The following is a 20,077-nucleotide window of genomic DNA, read 5'->3' as shown; positions in this document are numbered from 1 at the left end:
TTGGATTCCCCGTTAGCGCAACGATTGTATTTAGAGTCTTCACACATGTTTAAATATCCTCTGTCTTCACACGAGTTAATAATAAGAAGATCACCCCTGCACAGCCTAGTAGACTAATGAAGTGTATCGTAATCATTCCACCATGATCAGTAACGCCGCTAAACATCTGCGTATTAAGCTCTGTTATCCAGTTCGTTGGTAGAAATTTGGCCAACGACTGCATCCCTTCAGGCATAATTGAAGTTGGCCACAAGGTTCCACCTAACATCGCAAGCGGCAGCGACACGACGGTTATTAATAGCCGCCCTGTTGATTGCCGTGTTGTACGGCTAACGATTAAGAGTCCAATGCCTGCGGCGATGATATTTAATAGCCCATACGCCAATACCAACAGAAGTAGCTCAACCACGGATAAGGAAAGATTAATTTGAAAGACCGTAGTCATTAACAGAATCATAAGCACAAACTGTGCAACACCGATGACCGCAAATACGCCTACCGTCTGTAAGTAATAACTCAGTTTACTTTGAGCTGCTAACAACACACGTTGTGTCGTTGTATGCACTTTATCACTTAAGAATAACAATGTATTCGTCATGGTCAGGAACAACATGATAAAGACAATCATATTAAAGGTACTGGTCAATACCACCGCATTTGGATTACCCAGAATGTTTTGTTGTACTTTAATAGGGGCAATCGCACCTTCTACCGATTTCATATTTGCCTCGAAATCTTCTAGTGTAGGAGAGTTCTTAGCAAGAGTAATCAACGTCGAGAAGACGCTATTCAGCTTGATCTCCAGTGATTTAGAATTGAAGCTCACTCCCTTCGTATACATTTCAACAGTTAACGCATCTGGTTTCGCATACAAATCTTTCGCACTTGTGGTTAGAACAATGCCCAAGTTCGTGCTATTCTCAATGGCCTCCTGTTCATTGTCAGAATGGGTAAGGATAACCTCTTGCTTGTTCAACATCTGAGTCACGTACGTATTAATCGATGCATCCTTTACATACATGTTCAAAGTTACTTTCGTCGCTTCCTTGTATTGTGCTACGACCATGAATGTGAACATGATCGGTAACAAGAGGATGAAGAAAAAGGTCATTTTCCTTTTCAGAATACGCTTCATATATAATTGGAATACCCGCATTTTATCTGATCTCCTTTCGTGTCAGTGCAAAGATGGAGATTAATACAAAGCCTAGCGCCAGTACCAGCGTGCTGTACAACGGCATCAAATCAATCACGCCTTGCTGCATGTAATTAAATAACGGTCGTTGAAAAACTTCATTTATGCTGAGATTACTCAATGCACCGAAATCAAGTTTAATGAATCCTCCACCTATAAAGGTCATGATAGGTATCAACAGTGTCACTATCCCATCCAGCTGCTTAAATCTTCGACCAATTACACCAAGGATTAATCCTAGTGCATTGAAGAATATGGCTCCAGCCACGATGACGAATAGAACGATTAGTATATTCTCTCCATAACTGACATCGAAGAATAGTTTCGCGCACAATACAATAACCAACCCTTGGATAATGGAAATTGTACAACCTGTCAATAACTGACCCATGATTAGTGAGGTCTTAGATACAGGTGATATGAGATATCGATCTCCCAAAGCTTCGCTATACTCCTCTTGAATAAAGTTCATCGTATTGGCAAGTCCATACAATAGAATCAAGATAAGCATCGTAACTCCGTAATAACTAAGTGCTGAAACCGGGTTAGATGATTCTGTGGTTTCTACTGAATTCGTCTTCCCAACCTTTAGTAGATTGTTATACACATGGGTATAAGAAACCGCCTTATTATTTGCGCTAGAGACATCCATTGCTAAATATCCATCACCGAACGCTGAAAGTGTTAATCCGGTTATACCTACTTTTTCGATATTGCTATCTTCTCCATAAATCGTGACATAACTTTCCTTCTTATCCGTGAAGCCACTTGTCAAATCCTTTGGTAAATAGATGTATTGGTCGTATTCTCCATTTTCAAGTAACTTCTTCGCAGTACTTGAATCGGTCTGCAGAGTAACTTCAAACATCCCTGCGTTCTCCTCATTTGTTAGAAACGCTACAATATCCTTACCTATCTTCCCTGTATCCTCATTTACAACCACGGTTCTTACCTTCGTCATACTTACAGGCACTGCATCCTTTTCACCAGACTGAAACACTGAAGAAAGGGCATTTCCTAATATCACAATGAGTAGTAGTGGCAGCAATATATAGTTGACAAAAATGATTGGATTCTTCATTTTTCTCTTCATACTTGTTAGAAATATGTTCCACATGGCCTTAATCCCTCAAATTCTTTTTGGTTAATTTGAAAAATACTTGTTCTAAATTAGGTGCGATATATTGGAAACTTTTGATATCATCACCGAAATCCTCTTTAATGCTACTAATTACACCAACATCATTCTTGAGAACGCCAAGCTCTACTAGATTTCCTTCCGTGGATATCACTTGATATTTCTCTAGTTGGGTTGTATAAGCCGATGCCCTCTTCTGTAACTCCAACTTGATAACTGCTTGATCTGTATGTTGCGAAATCACCTCGTTTAGTGTCCCCTCGACCAACAATTCACCTTTATCCATAATACCGACATGGGAGCAGACCTTTTCTATCTCCTCCATATAATGCGAGATATAGATAATCGTTGTTCCTATTTGATTAAGTTCTATAATTCCTTCCAGAATTCGATTACGAGATTGTGGATCTACCCCTACAGTCGGTTCATCAAAAATAATGACATCTGGATTATGAACAATACCGCATGCAATATTTAACCGTCGCTTCATACCTCCCGAGAACTTCTTTGGTTTCTGTTTACGTTCATCCCACAGACCAACAAACTCAAGTGCATATCGAACTTGTTTCTTCAACCTTTCACCTTTCAAACCGTAGAGTTTACCGAAGAATAATACGTTCTCGTAGGCAGACAAATCATAGATAAGCGCAAGATCTTGTGGAACATATCCAACCCTTTTATTCGTGCTTCGATTCGGAATTTCATTGAACCACTGTAACTTGCCACTTTGTGGCTTATCTAGTCCCAACATCACTTTTGTTAATGTGGATTTACCTGCACCATTGGGACCAAGCAACCCATAGATTTGTTTATCTCCGATGGAGAGCGATAATCCGTTCAATACCGGTTTCTTTGTGTCATAACTAAAATTAATTGAATCTCCTGCAAATACAGTTCGCATGAATAAACCTCCTAATATTGTTGTTCAATGTATGGCTTTTAATCTAATTGTAGTGTAGCACCACCAACACAGGGGTATACTTCATCGTCGTAACAGCTCCTAATCATGTAATAACTGCGCCATTCCTCGCCAAAAAAGGTACACTAATGAAACATAAGTGCTTGTAGGTTGCTCATATTTATATACAAAAATAGACCTCCTCATATCAAGGAAGTCCATCATATATACCTATCTCATCACTATAATCATTCGATCGAGCCTATTGATTCAGCTGGTCTTGTAGTATTCGTAGCTCTTCTTGCCTAAGATCTCTCCACTGCCCTTGCTCTATACCCTCAAGGGTTATATTCATAATTCGAATACGTTCAAGTCTTAACACGCGATAGCCAAGAGTCTTACACATTCTACGGATTTGAAGATTTAGTCCTTGGGTAAGAATGATGCGAAACTCACACTCATTCATCCGAAATACTTTGCAGGGTTTGGTTGTCACATTAAGAATATCTACCCCATTGGACATCTCTTCAATGAAGAGGTCCGTAACTGGCTTATCGACATTCACCACATATTCTTTCTCATGACCATGCTCTACACGCATCATTTTATTGACGATATCACCATCGTTCGTAAGTAAGATTAACCCTTCCGAGGCTTTATCCAATCTCCCAATAGCAAATATCCGAGAAGGATGGTTAATGAACTCAATAATATTCCCTTTAACATGTGGAGCCGCAGTGCACGTAATCCCTATGGGCTTATTCAACGCTATATATACGGGTTGTTCTTTGCTTGGTATGGGCTGACCATCAATTAACACCGTGTCTCCATCAACAACATCATCCCCTGGCTCACAAATGACATCATTGATTGTAATCCTCCCAGAAGCTATTAATCTATCCGTTTCCCGTCTAGAGCAGTAACCCGTCTCGCTAATGTATTTATTAATTCTCATGTTTCATCAAATCCGATAGCTCATCAGCTAATTCTTTTGTATATCCACATTTCCATGCGTCATAATGGTTAGTCACATTTGGGTTCAGTACTACATATCGTTCCCACAGATGCTGCGCAGAGTTGTTATCCATTCTATTACCTCAATCTATTATTTTATAGTGCTGTATTCATCGATAATTATAGCGGTCAATAAGCTATGCTTCAAGAAATCCTTTCCCTCCCACAGGACATAACTTGGTTTGTTCTCCAAAGCCTGCAATCAAGGGTCTTCCACGTTGAATGATCGCTTTAGTCTCCCCCATCATAAGCGAAGCCTTATGATCTGATTCATCACGCCATATCTCTGTCACCCATACTGCGTCAGGTTCACTATCCAAAATGTTGACGATGTACAATTCACAACCTTCGACAGTTTCCATTAGCGTTGCAGCCTCTAAGAGCACTTTAACGAGAGCGTCACGTTGCCCTGTATGGGCGGTGATTTTACCGAATAATCCAAATTTATTCATGTTTATCTTCCTTTTCTATGTATTAGGCTCATATGGAGTGAGTTCGCTTACTATCCATTTCTCGATAGTATTCCCCTAACCCTGAGGTCACTTCGACCATCTTCTTCAGTAGCACATCAGGCTCAATAATGGTAATCGACTTTCCATACGGGAGTAGAAAATAAGGCACGTACGTTATAAGTGATTCCATACCCAATTTGAATTCTGCTACTGTCGGAGAACGTTCTACGAGCGCATGTCCAAATAACCAATGTTGACATAAATCGTTCATTGCTTGCTCATAACCCTGAATCCTTACCGTTATAAGTGATTCCGCTTCGAGAGAATTGGGAAGCAGGTTATTCATCAGAAAGTCTCGGGCCGAGAAATCCTCTGGTCTCTGAAAGGCATGCTGTGTCAGTTCTAATGATTGGATACGATCAACGCGAAAGCTACGCGGTTCTTGCCGCTTATGACAGTACCCAACGACGTACCAATGCCCCTTCCAATATATGATTCCGTAAGGATCGATACTTCTCACGCAGGAAATCTCTTCCTTCCCACTCTTATATTCCATTTCAACTGTACGGCTATTCGCAACGGCTACCTCTAATTGTTGAAGAACGGATTGTTGGAATACATCGACTGGAGGATGAATAACGGATAATCCCTCTGAATGTCGCTCCATGTGTTCCAATTGTTCCTCATTTGTATATAACTTTAATTTATCAATTGCACGGTTCAATGCTTCCGCGAACGGATAACCTGCCTCTCTCGCAAAAGTAGATGCGTGTATGAGCGCTTTCTGCTCATCCATATCAAACATTAACGGGGCTTCTGAGAAGTTCTCTAACATCCGGTATCCACCATAATGTCCCGAGTCAGCGATAATGGGTACCCCACTTGCACAAAGGGAATCAATGCATCGGTATACCGTTCGAATATGGACTTCCAATTCATCCGCAAGCTGTTGAGCAGTCTTTTGCTTTCCTGACTTCAGCAACCATAGAATAGATAGCATATTATCTGCCTTCGACATCACCTTATCGACACCTTTCTTCTTGTATACAATCTTCTATCGAAGTGGTTCCATTCCTCTTTCAATCCAATCCTCTCGTGTTGGACCATATACATCAGGCACACGTAACCCAGCCTGCCGCATAAGAATTGTCATCTGTCCACGATGATGCGCTTGATGCATAATTACGAAACGGAGTGATGCACCGTTCATCCATTTCTCACCACCCATATTCACGGTCTCTGTAAGTCTCGTATCTGTCCACTGTGACTTTATGGCATGTATCATGTCCCCACTGATACGACCATACTCATCAACTATGGACTTCGCCAACAGAGGTATATGCTCACTCTTCGAAAGAGCCTCAAAAGACAGTTCCATCGCTGTCATATAGTTGACCGACTCCACAAGATGCCAAGCAATCTCTCCTAATGTTCGATAGTCAGAAGCAATCACCTGCAATAGCGATTCATCCGTCAACACCTTAAGCACACGTTCAGTAATTTCAGCCTCTCTAATCCACTCTGCAACAAAATCATCTACTCTTACGAACATACACTTCTCCTCCAACATTTCAATATAGTGATCATATATCTACTATAATGCACCTTCACTGACATCTATGGTCAGTGAAGATATATACTACAGTACTGTTTGACTATTCAAACTATTGAACAATAAATAACCCGCTCCGGTAAACACCAGAACGGGTTATTTTCAATACTTTTCAGTGAAAATCACTGAATTATTTCATTATTTTACAGATATCATTTGTGAATTGTACTGGGTCAACGACTTGCAATCCTTCGATCAACAACGCCTGATTGTATAAAAGGTTCGTATATAAGCTTAGTTTGTCTTTATCGTTGGCATAAGCATCTCTTAAGGATTGATACACTTCATGATTAACGTTGATTTCCAATACCTTATCAGCCTTCGCATCTTGACCGTTAGCCATTCCCATTAATATTTTTTCCATTTCAATGGTTAGCTCACCCTCAGAAGACAGACATACCGGATGGGATTTAAGTCTCTTCGACGCTTTCACGTTAGTGACTTTATCCGTTAGGATACCCTTCATCGCTTCGAAGAGTTCCTTGTTATCGTTCTCTTCAGCTTCCGTAGGCTTGTCATTCTCATCAACTTCGATACCTAGATCACCGCTCGATACAGATCTGAATTCTTTCTCTTTATAACTCATGATCATCTTGATCGCGAATTCATCAATATCATCTGTGAAGTACAGAATCTCATATCCCTTATCTGTTACGATCTCTGTTTGTGGTAGTCTATCGATTCTTTCCATGGAATCACCAGATGCATAATAGATGTACTTCTGATCTTCAGGCATTCTAGCTACGTATTCATCCAAAGTAACAAGTTTTTTCTCTTTGGAAGAGAAGAACAACAACAAGTCTTGTAGCAAATCTTTATTCATGCCGTATTCATTGTATACTCCGAATTTCAACTGTCTACCAAAGGCACTAAAGAATTGCTCGTATTTCTCACGCTCATCCTTCAATAGACTTTGCAATTGACTCTTGATCTTATTCTTAATATTCTTCGCAATGAGCGTCAATTGACGATCATGTTGAAGCATTTCGCGGGAAATGTTCAGAGATAGATCTTCTGAATCGACCATTCCTTTAACAAAGCTGAAGAAGTCAGGTAGTAAGTCAGAACACTTGTCCATGATCAACACACCATTGGAATACAATTCTAGTCCTTTTTCATACTCTTTGGTGTAATAGTCAAACGGTGTATTCTCAGGAATGAATAGAATGGCATTATAGACTACAGCACCATCGGCACTGATATGAATATGTTTGAGAGGTTTATCGAAACCGTAACGTTTCTCAGCATAGAAGTTGTTATAGTCATCTGCTGTAAGCTCATTCTTATTTTTGCGCCAGATCGGAACCATGCTATTGATCGTTTCTTCTTCAATAACTTCCTCTAGTTCATCTTCACTACCTTCTACAGGTCTTTGACCTTTGGCATCCATCTTAATCGGGAATTTAATGAAATCCGAGTATTTCTTAATGATGGTTTTCAAGCGGTATTCTTCAAGATACTCATCATATTGATCATCTTCGGTATTCTCTTTAATGCTCAGAATAATCTCCGTACCTACGGTATCTTTCTCACATGGCACAATCGTGTAACCATCTGCGCCTTCAGATTCCCATTTGAACGCTTCATCACTACCTAATGCTTTACTGATTACAGTAACTACATCAGCTACCATAAAGGCAGAATAGAAACCAACACCGAATTGACCGATAATATTGTGTCCGTCTTTCGCTTCATTATCTTTCTTGAACGCTAATGAACCACTCTTCGCGATCACGCCCAAGTTGTTCTCAAGTTCTTCTTGTGTCATACCCATACCAGTATCAGAGATCGTAAGCGTTCTATTCGCCTTATCCGCTGTTACTTTGATATAGTAATCTTCCTTGTTAAATACGATTTCCTCATCAACTAATGCTTTATAGTACATTTTATCGATCGCATCACTGGCATTCGAAATAAGCTCTCTTAGGAAGATTTCTCTTTGCGTGTAGATGGAGTTAATCATCATTTCTAGTAATCTTTTCGATTCTGCTTTAAATTCTTGCTTAGCCATGAATAGTAGTTCCCCTTTCAATATGAACAAATAGAGTTGTCTTCTAGTTAATAATACATTCTGTAAGTTTATACTTAAAATCGCTTGTCCAAACAATTAGCACTTCGATAGGTAGAGTGCTAATTCTTATTTTTACACATTGTGATTCTTGTTGCAACATCTGAATAAGAAACATTGACCAAATAGATATATTTTCTATAGCAAAAACCCCCATCAAGTTAGCAGTAAGCAATCTTACCGTCCACCTGAAGGGGATTATTTGTTCTATCTATAGCTCGATTCTATCGTAAATTATTTATTTCTTTGGTGTAGATGCCCAGATGCCTTCAAGCCACTTATCGAAGTCAGCGCCTTTATCACCTTCGTAGGTGTTGTATACATCAACGCGCATTTTTTTCAACTTCTCTTTGAACTCTTCAAAAGTATGTCCTACTGGCAAACTCTTCTTAACTCTTAGAAGAATTTTATTTACGCCTTTAAACAATTCGCGCTCTTTTCTTTGCGGCATCTCAACATCTTCGCCACATTCTTTCAATGCATGGAAAGCAGCCTCTTGCACTTTATAGACAGAATCGTTAGCCATGATGCGTGTAAGAATACCGATGGCTTGTTTATCGTTCAATTTGCCTAGCTCTACAACAGCTTGTACACGTTCTTCCCAATTTGCTGCACCATTCGCAGCCTTTTTAAAATCATCAACAGTTGGAGCTAACTCCACAACTTCTTCTTCCATTACTTCTTCAACAACAACTTCTTCATTATTCAAACGATCCAATCCCCTTCTATATGAAATCTATATCATAATTATACCTTATAAATGTCTATTATTGCTCTACACTTTCAAAGCTAAACAGGAACATAAGGTTTATCTACTCGGCTTACTAGTTGGTCTACTGCTCGGTCTACTCGAATTACCGCTCGGTCTACTACTTGAGTTACCACCCGATTTACTTCCTTTTGTAAACCACTCCGACTTAGGCTTGCGTGTAGGGTTTGCCTTAGGATTAGATGGTTTGGAAACAGCTGCCTTCGATGATCCTAAAGCTGCTTTTTTTACAGGCTCAGTCGTAATCAACATCGGAAACGGATTGTCTTTCACTTCGGGAATGGTCTTCCCGATCAATTTCTCAATATCCTTAAGGAATGGAATCTCTTCATGCTCACAAAATGAAATCGCAACCCCACTTAATCCAGCTCTACCCGTACGACCGATGCGATGAACGTAGGTCTCCGGAATATTCGGAAGGTTGAAGTTGATTACATGTGAAAGTTCATCAATATCAATTCCTCTTGCCGCGATATCTGTAGCTACCAATACACGCGTTACACCACTTCTGAAATTACTAAGTGCAAGTTGGCGTGCATTCTGAGATTTGTTACCATGAATGGCCTGAGCCGGAATTTTAACTTTATCTAGTTCACGTACAACACGGTCAGCGCCATGCTTCGTACGGGTAAACACAAGTGCTGAAACAATAGATTCATCTTGCAACAAGTGATTCAATTGTTTTTGTTTGTTAGCCTTGTCTACCATATAAAGAGATTGCGTTATTCTATCCACTGTAGATGACACTGGCGTGATTTCTACCTTCACTGGATTATTCAGTAACGTTTTAACCATTTTAGTTATTTCTGGAGGCATCGTTGCTGAGAAGAAAAGTGTTTGTCTCTTCGCTGGCATTTTCGTAATAATTCTCTTCACGTCATGAATAAAGCCCATATCGAGCATACGATCCGCTTCATCAAGTACTAATATTTGTACATGTTGCAAATCAATACGTTTTTGATTAATCAAATCGATCAATCTACCTGGCGTTGCGATAATAATATCTGCACCATTATTTAGTGCTCGCTCTTGTACTTTTTGGGATACACCACCAACGATCGCAGTACAACGCAAATCGGTAAATTTACTATACGCTTGAATATTGTCCGAAATCTGAAGTGCCAGTTCTCTAGTCGGTGTCAGAATCAAAGAACGAATACGGCGTATTGTGCTTGGTTTACTCTTCTGTGCGCTTAATAGTTGGATGATCGGCAAAGAAAATGCCGCTGTCTTCCCTGTTCCCGTCTGAGCACAGCCAAGTAAATCTCTGCCTTCTAATACAGCTGGAATCGATTGTTCCTGAATTGGTGTTGGTGCAGTATAGTTCTCATTGCTTAGAGCCTTTAATATCTCTGGTATAAGTTTCAAATCATTAAATGTCATGTTGTCTCCTTAATTTTCAATACATATATTCTGGTTCACGTAACTTTCAACATTCTCTTGTAGCATCCCCAGGAAACCGTCCATTTACGTCATAACATATAAGGATACCACAATTGGGCTCCCTTATGGTAACAAATCCTGATCCATTACAACATCTTTTTATGTAAACATACGAAAAAAGCGGGAATTCACCCGCTTCAAGGTCGCAATTATCTACAATATCTACCATTTATTATTTCCTAGCCCACATCGACCATACGTATTTGTTATTTAATATTTTCTAATTGTTCCGTAACCGATTCTATCATACTAACAAAGGCAGTTAATTCTTGAGAGCTTGCCGCTTGCTCCCTTGCTAGTAAGGTCGTTCTCTCTGAATCCTTCATTACTTCTTGTAGAACCTTAGAAATCTCATTTATTGTGAGTTTAATTTCCTTCAAAGACTCTTTAGAATGTAATGCTAATTTACGAATTTCGTCTGCTACTACGCCGAACCCTCTGCCGAACTCTTTCGCATGTGCTGCTTCAATCGCTGCATTCAACCCAAGCAAATGACTCTGATCTGATACTTGTTGTAATAAGTCTCCCACAACTGCTATTTCACCAATCTTTGAACGAAGTAAATTAACTTTTCCATAAGCTTGATCTTGAAGATCAGCAGTATTCGTCGCTGTTTCGGCTATGGACTGACTACTACCACTTAACTCTACCATCATCGTTACAAGTTCCTGCACGGCCTTATTTATTTTGATAAGGGTATCTTGTCGTTCTTCAGATAATTCTTCAACCTTCTTCTTTTCATCTTGTTCATAAGATTCTAATACCAACTGAGAATCAAAATTAAACATTTTAGAAAGGCTAAGTACAATCGTCATCCAATTCTCAGGAGCAACCTGTCTCAGGTTTTCAATAGCCAGATTTAAATAGGTCATATATGTACCCAAGTACCAATTTGTCTTAAGCCCTATGCGGGAGTGTACCTTGCCGATAAACAGTCTCTTTTCAATAAATTCCATATCGATTGTACCTTCTACCATGGTCATGAAGTACCATCTTTGCGTCTTTTTAAGGGCTTCTATTGAACTATGCTTATTTATAATTGCTACTAGCTCAGGCTGTTCAAAAATACGATCATAAAGATCATCGACTACTACATCCGTAATGACTTTGAAATGTTCTTTCTGTTCACTTAAATACTGTAAATCTGATTCAGTAATTCCCGTATAATCCAATTGTTTTTTTCTTGATTCTGTAACTTGAATCATGATGATTCCTCCAATGCAATTCATTTCATATCGCTATAAATCCATTTGTTATATAATTCGACAATTTTCTTGATTTTCCTTTTCATAACATCCCGTGTCATCCTATAGAATCTAAATAAAAGATAAGTTTAATGCTCCTAATTAATGCTATAAAATGCTATAAGTTGAAATACATATTGAAATCATTATATGTTTATTAGCCTTTATTTACAATAAATCCCTCATTTTAGATCGAAATAAATCATTTTGTGTCACTAAAGGTCATTTCATAAAAAAATCCCACCTTAGTACGCGCAGTATGGAGGCGTGGTGGGAAGCACTTAATATATCTATAGTGATCTCGCAGCGGCCACGTAACTTGCCGCATGTTCTTTCAATCGCTCATACTCTCCTGCTTCAATCCAAGAAAGATTGACTAGACTACCGCCTAATCCGAAGGCGTACGCCCCCGAAGCCACATAAGTAGCCATATTATCCAAGGTCACACCACCTGTCGCCACCATTGGAATGTGCGAAAGGGGACCTTGCAACTCTTTAATGTACGAAGCGCCTAATGTCCCTGAAGGGAACACTTTAACGGCTTGTGCCCCGAACTTCCAAGCTTGTACGATTTCGGTTGGTGTCATTGCACCTGGAACAATTGGAATACCTGCGTTCACTGCATGCTTAATGGTATCTTCATCCGTATTGGGTGTGATCAAGAACTCAGCACCCGCCTTGATCGCTGCAGAGGCAAGATCTGCATCAATTACCGTACCTGCTCCAATATTCACCCGACCATCGAACCGATCTCGCCAACGTCGAATAATATTCAAGGCACCTGGCGTATTCATCGTGACCTCGAGGAAACGGACTCCCCCTTCCCATAAAGCTTCAACCGCTGCATCTGCCTTATCTTCCGGTATCCCTCTAACGATAGCGATGATCTTCGTTTCTTTCAACGATTCCATAAAATCCATAGGACATCCCCTTTCTTACTTTCGACCCTTATCTTGTCATGCGCTTCATCCCCTGCAACATCAATTCAAGTTCGATAAGCTACTTTAGGCAAACCTGCCCAATCACCTTGGAATTGCGTCGCTAGTGCTCCGTATACATTAGCACGTTCCAATCCATGGGAAAAGCTTTTATAACTCAGTCTTAATGTCATTCCATTATTGGTGAATCTCAGATGTTTATAGTAGAATGGTGTGAATCTATATTACAATTAGGAGCTGTCCAAATGGCTATAAGTTTCACGAAATCTGTTGTAAGTAACTTAACTAAAGAAATAGCTGAAATCCAAAGCAAAAGTAATCATGAAAAGAAAAGAACAGAAAAGGCATTAGCAAAAATAAATCAATTACAAAATGATGTGAAATTAAGTACTTCAGCTTACGACTTAAGCAATAAAATGAGTCGAATCAATAAATTGAAAGAAGATATCAAACAAAGTAAATCTTCACAAGCTGAGTTATCCAAACAGTTAGCTATTAAAACCTCTACGCTCAATAAGCAGCTTCCGAAAGAATAAATCGAACATATTGTTCCTTCATATCAATATGAAAACTCCCTGATCGGACCACATCCGAGTCAGGGAGTTTTCATATTTCATAAATTATTAGAAGATTGTATCCCTGTATATTCAAATGTATCCCCTGGATCATATTGCAATAATTAGGAGATTATCATAATATCATGGTGACAACGTGGTAGCGCATACATTTCCATTTATATCATTTTAAAGGGGGATTTAGAAAGTGAAAAAACCATCGTTAGTTCTTATCAATATGTTGTTAATCTTCACAATGTTCTTGGCAGCATGTGGTGGTAACAACACAGCTAAGAACGCTCCAAGTGAAACTCCGAAAGAAGTAGAAACTCCAAAAACAGAGGATCCCAAACCAGAAGAACCGAAAAAAGACGTTTCATTACGTGTTTTCTCGACATTCGGTGGTACAGACACAGCGCGTGAAGCTTTCCAAGCTGCTTTAGATGAATTCACAGCTAAGAATCCAAATGTAAAAATAAATAATGATACCATGTCCGCAAATGATGACGGTTTCAGAACAAAAGTTAACACGGATATGAACTCAGGCAATGAGCCTGACTTACTATTCTACTTCGCAGGTATTGATGCTCAAGGTTTTGTTGATGCTGGCAAAGTCGTTCCTATGAACGATATCCTTGATGCTGATGCTGAATGGAAAAATGGCTTCACTCCAAGTGCTCTTGAGAATACAAGACAAGCGGATGGTAACATCTACGCTATTCCATTAACTGGTTTCTACGAAGGTCTATTTGTAAACAAGCAATTGTTTAAAGATAACAACCTTGAACTTCCAACCGATTGGGACAAAATGAAAAAAGCAGTTCAAACTTTCGCTGCTAAAGGTATCATCCCATTGGCTGCTCCATTCGACCAATCACATTATGTAGTTGAACACTTCATCTTGTCGGCTGCAGGTCCTGCAGGTCAAGCAAAAGGCTTGAAAGATGGAATCGACCCTAATTGGGAAAAAGGCTATGCTGCTATGAAGGAACTTTATGACCTTGGCGCATTCCCTAAAGATGCTGCTACAATCGACCTTGGTATGGCTTCTAATTACTATGGCACAGGTAAAGCTGCAATGATTCTTGAAGGATCATGGGCATTTGGTGGTTTCGCAGATGCTGCAGTTAAAGACAATACAACGGTCATTCCTTTCCCAGTCGTTCCTGGTGGCCTTGGTAGCGGAAAAGACATCATCGGTGGCTTTGGTTCTGGTTTCTATCTAACTAAAGCAACTTATGATAATGCAGATAAGAAAGATGCTGCTATCGCTTTGATGAAACACTTGACTTCACCTGCTACTATTCAAAAGATTGCTGTGGCAAACGGTGGTACTCCTGCTGCGAATGTTGAAATCACTGGCTTAGCACAAGCTGCAAATGATGGTATGGCAATGGCAGCTAACTCCACTTCGATCAACAACCCAGTGGATAGCAAAATTGCACCAGAAACATTCTCTACGCTACGTGCTGCTGTTCAACAAGTTGTAACAGGTAAGAAGTCTCCAGCTGACGCACTTAAAGAAGCGAAGGCAATCGAGGATGCAAACAAAAAGTAATCATTTTATTGTAAATATGATCTAATCTTGCATAAAGTACGCCGCCCTTCTTTTCCAGGCGGCGTAATCTTTTAATTAAAAATGGAAGAAAATAAACATCAAAGGTGATAAATATGAAGGGCGATAGAAAGTATATCTTAATATTCTTGTTCCCTATGGCAGCGTTTATGTCGATCTTTTTATATTATCCATTCTTCAAGAGTCTTTATCTTAGCTTCTTTCGTACAAAGGGATTCTTTGACAAGAAATTTGTTGGTTGGGATAACTATGAGCGGTTAACATCGGATAGCCTCCTAGGTGCATCAACATTGCATACCTTAGAACTCATGTTATATGTCATTATATTTCAGGTTGGGATTGCCTTAGTACTTGCTGTAATGGTAGATAATATCAGTAAATTTCAGGGGTTTTTCCGCACTGTATTTTTCTTTCCAGTCGTAATCTCTGGTACTGCTATTTCGTTGTTATTCGTTCTCTTCTACAACTATAATTTCGGTTTGTTAAATAGTATTTTGGCTAACCTTGGATTAGAGAAAGTACTATGGCTGAGTGAAAGTAATGCATTGAAAGCAGTCGCAGTCCCTACCGTATGGCACTATGTTGGTTTTTATTTTGTATTATTCTTAACCGCTATGTCGAAAATACCTAACGATTATTACGAGGCCGCCAAGCTTGAGGGAATCAAGGGATTCCAGAAGATGACGAAGCTCACAATCCCATTAATTTTGAGTGACATAAAGGTTGTTATTACGTTAGCTATTACTGGTAGCATGAAAGTATTCGAGTTCGTGTGGGTCGTTTCTAGAGGAAAGAATAATACAGAAGTATTGGGAACATATATGTATAAAAAAGCGCTAGTCGATCAGAACTTCGGTTATGGTTCCACGATTGCAATTTATATGGTTGTTCTCGGTGTCATATTAGCATTACTTGCCAATCGTTTATTGAAAAGCGAAGAAATCACATACTAAGCCGTTATTAGGGGTGTTATTTTATGCAACCAGTCATTAACAATGAACATACTATAAGGCGAGTTAAAACCAGCCGATTCAGTCTAGGGACCCTCTTCATGTACATTGTATTAACCGCATGGTCCTTAACGACAATTTATCCACTATTCTGGATTGTTAATAACTCGTTTAAGGTCTCTAGTGATGTTATGAATAAGTCGTTCTCATTAGCGTTAGAACCAGTGCTTGTTAACTACACGACTGCATTTGATCGAATAAACATAGGTAAGAGTTATATCAACAGCTTGATCATGTCCGGAGGAACCGTATTATTCGTTCTACTGTTTGGTGGATTAGCAGCGTATGTGTTGTCTAGGTTTACTTTTAAAGCCAAGAGACCTATATACTCGCTTCTCTATGCAACTTTACTTATCCCTGCTTTCGCGACTGTCGTTCCTGTTTATGAGATTCTTATCAAGACGGGTTTAGTTAACACGTATTGGGGATTGATTTTGCCACAAACAGCAGGTAACTTAACCTTTGCAACATTAGTTATTGCAGGATATATGACGACGATCGCCAAAGAACTGGAAGAAGCAGCGTTTATTGATGGGTGCAATAGGTGGCAGATGTTCGTTAAGATCTTTTTTCCAGTATCTAGACCAGCATTTGCATCCGTAAGTATTTTCGTGTTCTTGTGGTCCTATAATGACTTGTTCTCTGCATTGATCTTTGTTAATAAAGAGAGCGTTCGTCCCATTGTCGCATTGTTGAATGAGATCAGCTCGCAATATGGAACTGACTTCGGACTCATGGCAACGGCTGTAGCGCTTACCGTCATACCCGTATTAATTATTTATCTGTTCATCTCCAAGTTCATCGAAAAAGGATTAACTGAAGGTGCGATCAAAGGATAACCAGTCTATTCTAGATCAGAGGTAAAAGGGGTGCCCTACAAACCATTACGGTCTGTAGGACACCCCTTTTCTGTACCATTGTATGATTATTTCAAACCGCTAGTCGTGTAACTCTCAATAATGTTCTTCTGGAAAATAATAAATACGATGATAATCGGCATAACCATAAAGGTTGCACCTGCCATCTGTAAGGCAAAGTTTCCTCCGTACTGACTTTTCAGTAATGAGAGACCGACGGACAAAGTATATAACTTCTCATCGTTCGCCATAATTAACGGCCATAGGAAGCTGTTCCATCCACCGATAAAAGCAAGAATGGCTTGTACAGCAAGAATAGGCTTGGAAACAGGAAGAATGATTTGAATGAAGGTTCTGAATTCACTAGCACCATCAAGTCGTGTCGCTTCTATAATCTCATCTGGAATCGTCGTCATAAACTGGCGGAATAAGAAAATCCCAAATGCCCCCACGAGACCAGGTAATACAATCCCAAGCATCGTGTTCGTCAAATTCAGTTTATTCAAGATCAAATATACTGGGATCATAGTAACTTGGCTCGGAATCATCATTGTTGCTAACACCATAAAGAAAATACCATTTTTCCCTTTAAAGTTATACTTAGCAAAGCCAAAACCAGCCATCGCATTGAGGAACATCCCAAAGAATGCGAACAGGACGATGATCAATGTATTTTTCAAATACACAGCGAAATTCATATTTGCAAATAAATTCTTATAGTTCTCAAACGTCAAATCCTGCGGCCATAATGTCGGCGGAATCAAGATAACTTCACTTTCCGTCTTAAAGGATGATAAGATCATCCAAATAAATGGAAGTACAAACATGATTCCCCCGATTGTTAATACAATCCCTGCAATCCATTGAAATAATCTATCTTTATTATTGCCTTTCATCGGTTCACCACCGCTCTATTAATAATCTGATTCTTTATTCTGTACTTTGTATTGAACCAACGTTACCGCGATGACTGCGATAAATAAGACAAATGATCCTGCTGCTGCATATCCAAAGTTACTTAATTGGAAACCATTCTTATAAATAAACAAAGCAGCTGACATCGTACCATCCAATGGTCCACCCTTCGTCATAATGAACGGTTCTTCGAAGAACTGTAACCATCCAATCATTGTCGTAATCGATACGAAGAAGATTGCAAAGCGCAACATCGGAAGTGTGATTGCCCTAATCTGCTGCCAGGTATTCGCACCATCCAATTCCGCAGCTTCATAGTAAGACCTTGGAATCCCTTGCAATGCCGCAATGAAAATGATCATATTTAGACCTACCGCTCTCCATAGAGCCATGAGAATCAATGATATCTTAGCGACCGTAGGCTCGGTTAGCCACGGAATGGCAGACAAATTCATAGATTCTAAAATGTAATTAAATAAACCAAAAGCTGGGTTGTACAAATAAGCCCATACAACTGCTACAGCTACTACGTTCGTAACCGAGGGTAAATAAAAGACAACACGAAACACTTTGAAAAGTTTAGACTTCCCTAAGTTAATCAATAAAGCAACACTAAGTGATGTTAGAATAACCAACGGAACACCAATAATAACGTAAAATAACGTGTTAAAAATGGCTTTCAAGAAAACCGGATCCGACAGCACATTAATATAGTTCTTGATACCAACAAAGCTCAAATTTGAATAGTCTGCTAATCCCGCCAAGTCCATATCCGTGAAGCTGATGAACAAGGCCACAAAGATAGGTAGCAACGAAAATACAGTGAGTAATATAATCGCAGGTGCAATAAATAAATAAGGCGCTTTTCTTGATGTGAAACCTTTCATACCCTAGTCACTTCCTTTACTCAGGTTCCAATGAACAGACAATGAGCATGCTAACCTGCTATCGTAGCAGGTTAGCCTCATTATTCATTATTATTTATTAATGATAGATTCCGCTTTTTTATTGAATTCATCCATTTCTTTTTGAATATCAATACCTGGTGTACGGTACACTTTTTCAAAGCTACTCAAGAAACTTTGTGCCGTTTCTTCAAATGTTTTTGTAGATGGCATTGGAATTGCTGTTGCTAACTGCTCACCGAACACTTTGTAATTCGCATCATTTTGAAGAACAGGATTGTTCCAAGCTTCTTTCGTAGAAGGAAGAGATTTCGTCAATTCCATCCACTTCAATTGGATTTCAGGCTTCGCCATGAACTCTACAAATTTCAGTGATGCATCTTGATTTTTAGTGAATTGGAATACGGACATATTTGCTCCACCAAGAGATGAGAAATTGTTTTCTTTACCTGTTGGTAACACCGCTGTTGCCCATTTACCTTCAAGTTCAGGCGCTTGTTCTTGAATCAAATTAACCATCCAAGGTCCACTGATGAACATTGGTGACACGCCTTCGCCACGGAATCCTTGAATCGCATCGATACCAAGATCCATTGGAGCGGATTTATCTGTAAAGAATTGTTGCATGTACTTAACTGAACCTACAAATTCCGGTTGATTGAATAACGGTTTACCGTCTGCATCAAACAATTTGGAACCATTTTGACGTGCTAACATAAATGCTAGAGATTGTTCTTTCACATCAAGGGAGAATCCGTACTTCCCTGCGCCACGAGCAGCTAATTTCTTAGAAGCATCAAGCATTTCATCCCATGTTTTTGGTGCTTGATTATAACCTACTTCTTTTAATAGGTCCGTACGATAATAAAGAACACGAGTATCGATGTACCAAGGTGCGCTTACATAAGTACCTTCAAATGTTCCCGTTGCAACAGAACCAGGATAAAAGTTCTCTTGTTTCAATCCAGGGTATTTATCTAAATATGGTGTTAAGTCCATCAATGCTTTGGCATTTGCGAATTCCGGAATCCAAGTTGTACCCATCTGCACAACGTCTGGACCTTTCTTGGATGCAACAGCTGTTAACAATTTGTCATGTGCTGTATCCCAAGGTAATGTTTGTACCTCAACTTTAATATTTGGATTTTCTGCTTCAAAGAGTTCAGCGATTTTTGGAATCGATTTAGCTTCCTCACCCATACCCCATACATTAATGGTTGTCTTTTTATCACTTGCGTTACCTGTGTCTGCTGAATTTGCTCCACATCCTGTAAGGACACCCATAACAAGTACAGTAGATGCTAATCCGGTTGCTAATGTTTTTTTACGCATATTTAATTTCCTCCTAGGTCATGATTAGTTAATATACCTCTTCAATCTCTTGTCTAATATAAGGCTAGACCGGCCTCCTTCGGAATAACAGTAATACTAACCTTTAATTCCCATAACTAACTAAATCATTCTAACAAACGTTTCTATCAACTCAATT

General features: G+C 39.4%; 20 protein-coding genes. 4 read left to right on the top strand and 16 right to left on the bottom strand.

The genetic code is table 11. The annotated features are described in order from the left end of the window. Window positions 1-49: 49 nt before the first annotated feature. From BW961_RS15850 to BW961_RS15790, 13 genes are all read right to left on the bottom strand, one after another. Complete coding sequence (locus BW961_RS15850; protein ID WP_068579471.1) at window positions 50-1,156, bottom strand: ABC transporter permease; 1,107 nt, start codon at window positions 1,154-1,156, stop codon at window positions 50-52. Window position 1,157: 1 nt separating this feature from the next. Next, the gene (locus BW961_RS15845; RefSeq protein WP_068579468.1) at window positions 1,158-2,312 is read right to left on the bottom strand and encodes an ABC transporter permease; all 1,155 of its coding nucleotides are present in this window, start codon (window positions 2,310-2,312) and stop codon (window positions 1,158-1,160) included. Between the two features lie 4 nt (window positions 2,313-2,316). After that, on the bottom strand, window positions 2,317-3,234 hold the full coding sequence (locus BW961_RS15840; RefSeq protein WP_068579465.1) for an ABC transporter ATP-binding protein: 918 nt from the start codon (window positions 3,232-3,234) through the stop codon (window positions 2,317-2,319). A 259-nt stretch (window positions 3,235-3,493) separates the two neighbouring features. Beyond that, window positions 3,494-4,186, bottom strand: a complete 693-nt coding sequence (locus BW961_RS15835; protein ID WP_068579463.1) for a pseudouridine synthase — start codon at window positions 4,184-4,186, stop codon at window positions 3,494-3,496. Further along, window positions 4,176-4,319: a hypothetical protein gene (locus tag BW961_RS30600; RefSeq protein ID WP_156510082.1), complete on the bottom strand. Its 144-nt coding sequence runs from the start codon at window positions 4,317-4,319 to the stop codon at window positions 4,176-4,178. Before BW961_RS30600 ends, BW961_RS15835 begins: the two co-directional genes overlap by 11 nt. Window positions 4,320-4,382: 63 nt before the next feature. Beyond that, on the bottom strand, window positions 4,383-4,697 hold the full coding sequence (locus BW961_RS15830) for a putative quinol monooxygenase (protein ID WP_068579460.1): 315 nt from the start codon (window positions 4,695-4,697) through the stop codon (window positions 4,383-4,385). A gap of 28 nt (window positions 4,698-4,725) precedes the next feature. Next, window positions 4,726-5,715, bottom strand: coding sequence for a helix-turn-helix transcriptional regulator (locus BW961_RS15825; protein WP_068579457.1), 990 nt, complete (start codon window positions 5,713-5,715; stop codon window positions 4,726-4,728). A 36-nt stretch (window positions 5,716-5,751) separates the two neighbouring features. Then, a complete protein-coding gene (locus BW961_RS15820) occupies window positions 5,752-6,249 on the bottom strand; it encodes a DinB family protein (RefSeq protein WP_068579454.1) in 498 nt (165 codons plus the stop codon). Between the two features lie 190 nt (window positions 6,250-6,439). After that, complete coding sequence (htpG, locus tag BW961_RS15815; protein ID WP_068579451.1) at window positions 6,440-8,320, bottom strand: molecular chaperone HtpG; 1,881 nt, start codon at window positions 8,318-8,320, stop codon at window positions 6,440-6,442. Between the two features lie 295 nt (window positions 8,321-8,615). After that, a complete protein-coding gene (locus tag BW961_RS15805; RefSeq protein WP_068579750.1) occupies window positions 8,616-9,053 on the bottom strand; it encodes a HEAT repeat domain-containing protein in 438 nt (145 codons plus the stop codon). 132 nt (window positions 9,054-9,185) lie between these two features. Then, entirely contained in the window at window positions 9,186-10,529 is a 1,344-nt protein-coding gene (locus tag BW961_RS15800; protein ID WP_068579443.1) for a DEAD/DEAH box helicase, read from the bottom strand. Window positions 10,530-10,795: 266 nt separating this feature from the next. Beyond that, window positions 10,796-11,794, bottom strand: a complete 999-nt coding sequence (locus BW961_RS15795; RefSeq protein ID WP_068579440.1) for a globin-coupled sensor protein — start codon at window positions 11,792-11,794, stop codon at window positions 10,796-10,798. A gap of 329 nt (window positions 11,795-12,123) precedes the next feature. Then, window positions 12,124-12,753, bottom strand: coding sequence for a bifunctional 4-hydroxy-2-oxoglutarate aldolase/2-dehydro-3-deoxy-phosphogluconate aldolase (locus BW961_RS15790; protein ID WP_068579437.1), 630 nt, complete (start codon window positions 12,751-12,753; stop codon window positions 12,124-12,126). Between the two features lie 212 nt (window positions 12,754-12,965). Here BW961_RS15790 and BW961_RS15785 point away from each other — a divergent pair, with 212 nt between their 5' ends. From BW961_RS15785 to BW961_RS15770, 4 genes are all read left to right on the top strand, one after another. Then, window positions 12,966-13,307, top strand: a complete 342-nt coding sequence (locus BW961_RS15785; protein WP_139331663.1) for a hypothetical protein — start codon at window positions 12,966-12,968, stop codon at window positions 13,305-13,307. A 226-nt stretch (window positions 13,308-13,533) separates the two neighbouring features. After that, a complete protein-coding gene (locus tag BW961_RS15780; RefSeq protein WP_068579432.1) occupies window positions 13,534-14,883 on the top strand; it encodes an ABC transporter substrate-binding protein in 1,350 nt (449 codons plus the stop codon). Between the two features lie 113 nt (window positions 14,884-14,996). Beyond that, window positions 14,997-15,854: a carbohydrate ABC transporter permease gene (locus BW961_RS15775; protein ID WP_068579430.1), complete on the top strand. Its 858-nt coding sequence runs from the start codon at window positions 14,997-14,999 to the stop codon at window positions 15,852-15,854. A gap of 23 nt (window positions 15,855-15,877) precedes the next feature. Then, window positions 15,878-16,750 (top strand): carbohydrate ABC transporter permease, encoded by an 873-nt coding sequence (locus BW961_RS15770; protein WP_068579427.1) that lies wholly within the window; start codon window positions 15,878-15,880, stop codon window positions 16,748-16,750. Window positions 16,751-16,836: 86 nt separating this feature from the next. On the opposite strand, the gene BW961_RS15765 is transcribed toward BW961_RS15770, so the two are convergent. The 3 genes from BW961_RS15765 to BW961_RS15755 form a co-directional block, all read right to left on the bottom strand. Continuing rightward, window positions 16,837-17,664: a carbohydrate ABC transporter permease gene (locus BW961_RS15765; protein WP_068579424.1), complete on the bottom strand. Its 828-nt coding sequence runs from the start codon at window positions 17,662-17,664 to the stop codon at window positions 16,837-16,839. Window positions 17,665-17,682: 18 nt separating this feature from the next. After that, window positions 17,683-18,570, bottom strand: coding sequence for a carbohydrate ABC transporter permease (locus tag BW961_RS15760; protein ID WP_068579421.1), 888 nt, complete (start codon window positions 18,568-18,570; stop codon window positions 17,683-17,685). A 90-nt stretch (window positions 18,571-18,660) separates the two neighbouring features. Further along, entirely contained in the window at window positions 18,661-19,920 is a 1,260-nt protein-coding gene (locus BW961_RS15755) for a sugar ABC transporter substrate-binding protein (RefSeq protein WP_068579419.1), read from the bottom strand. Window positions 19,921-20,077: the final 157 nt, after the last annotated feature.

Origin of the sequence: Paenibacillus macquariensis, assembly GCF_900156375.1 — a bacterium.
Taxonomy (GTDB): Bacteria; Bacillota; Bacilli; order Paenibacillales; family Paenibacillaceae; genus Paenibacillus_AQ; species Paenibacillus_AQ macquariensis.
This window is presented reverse-complemented; position numbering and strand designations above follow the sequence as displayed.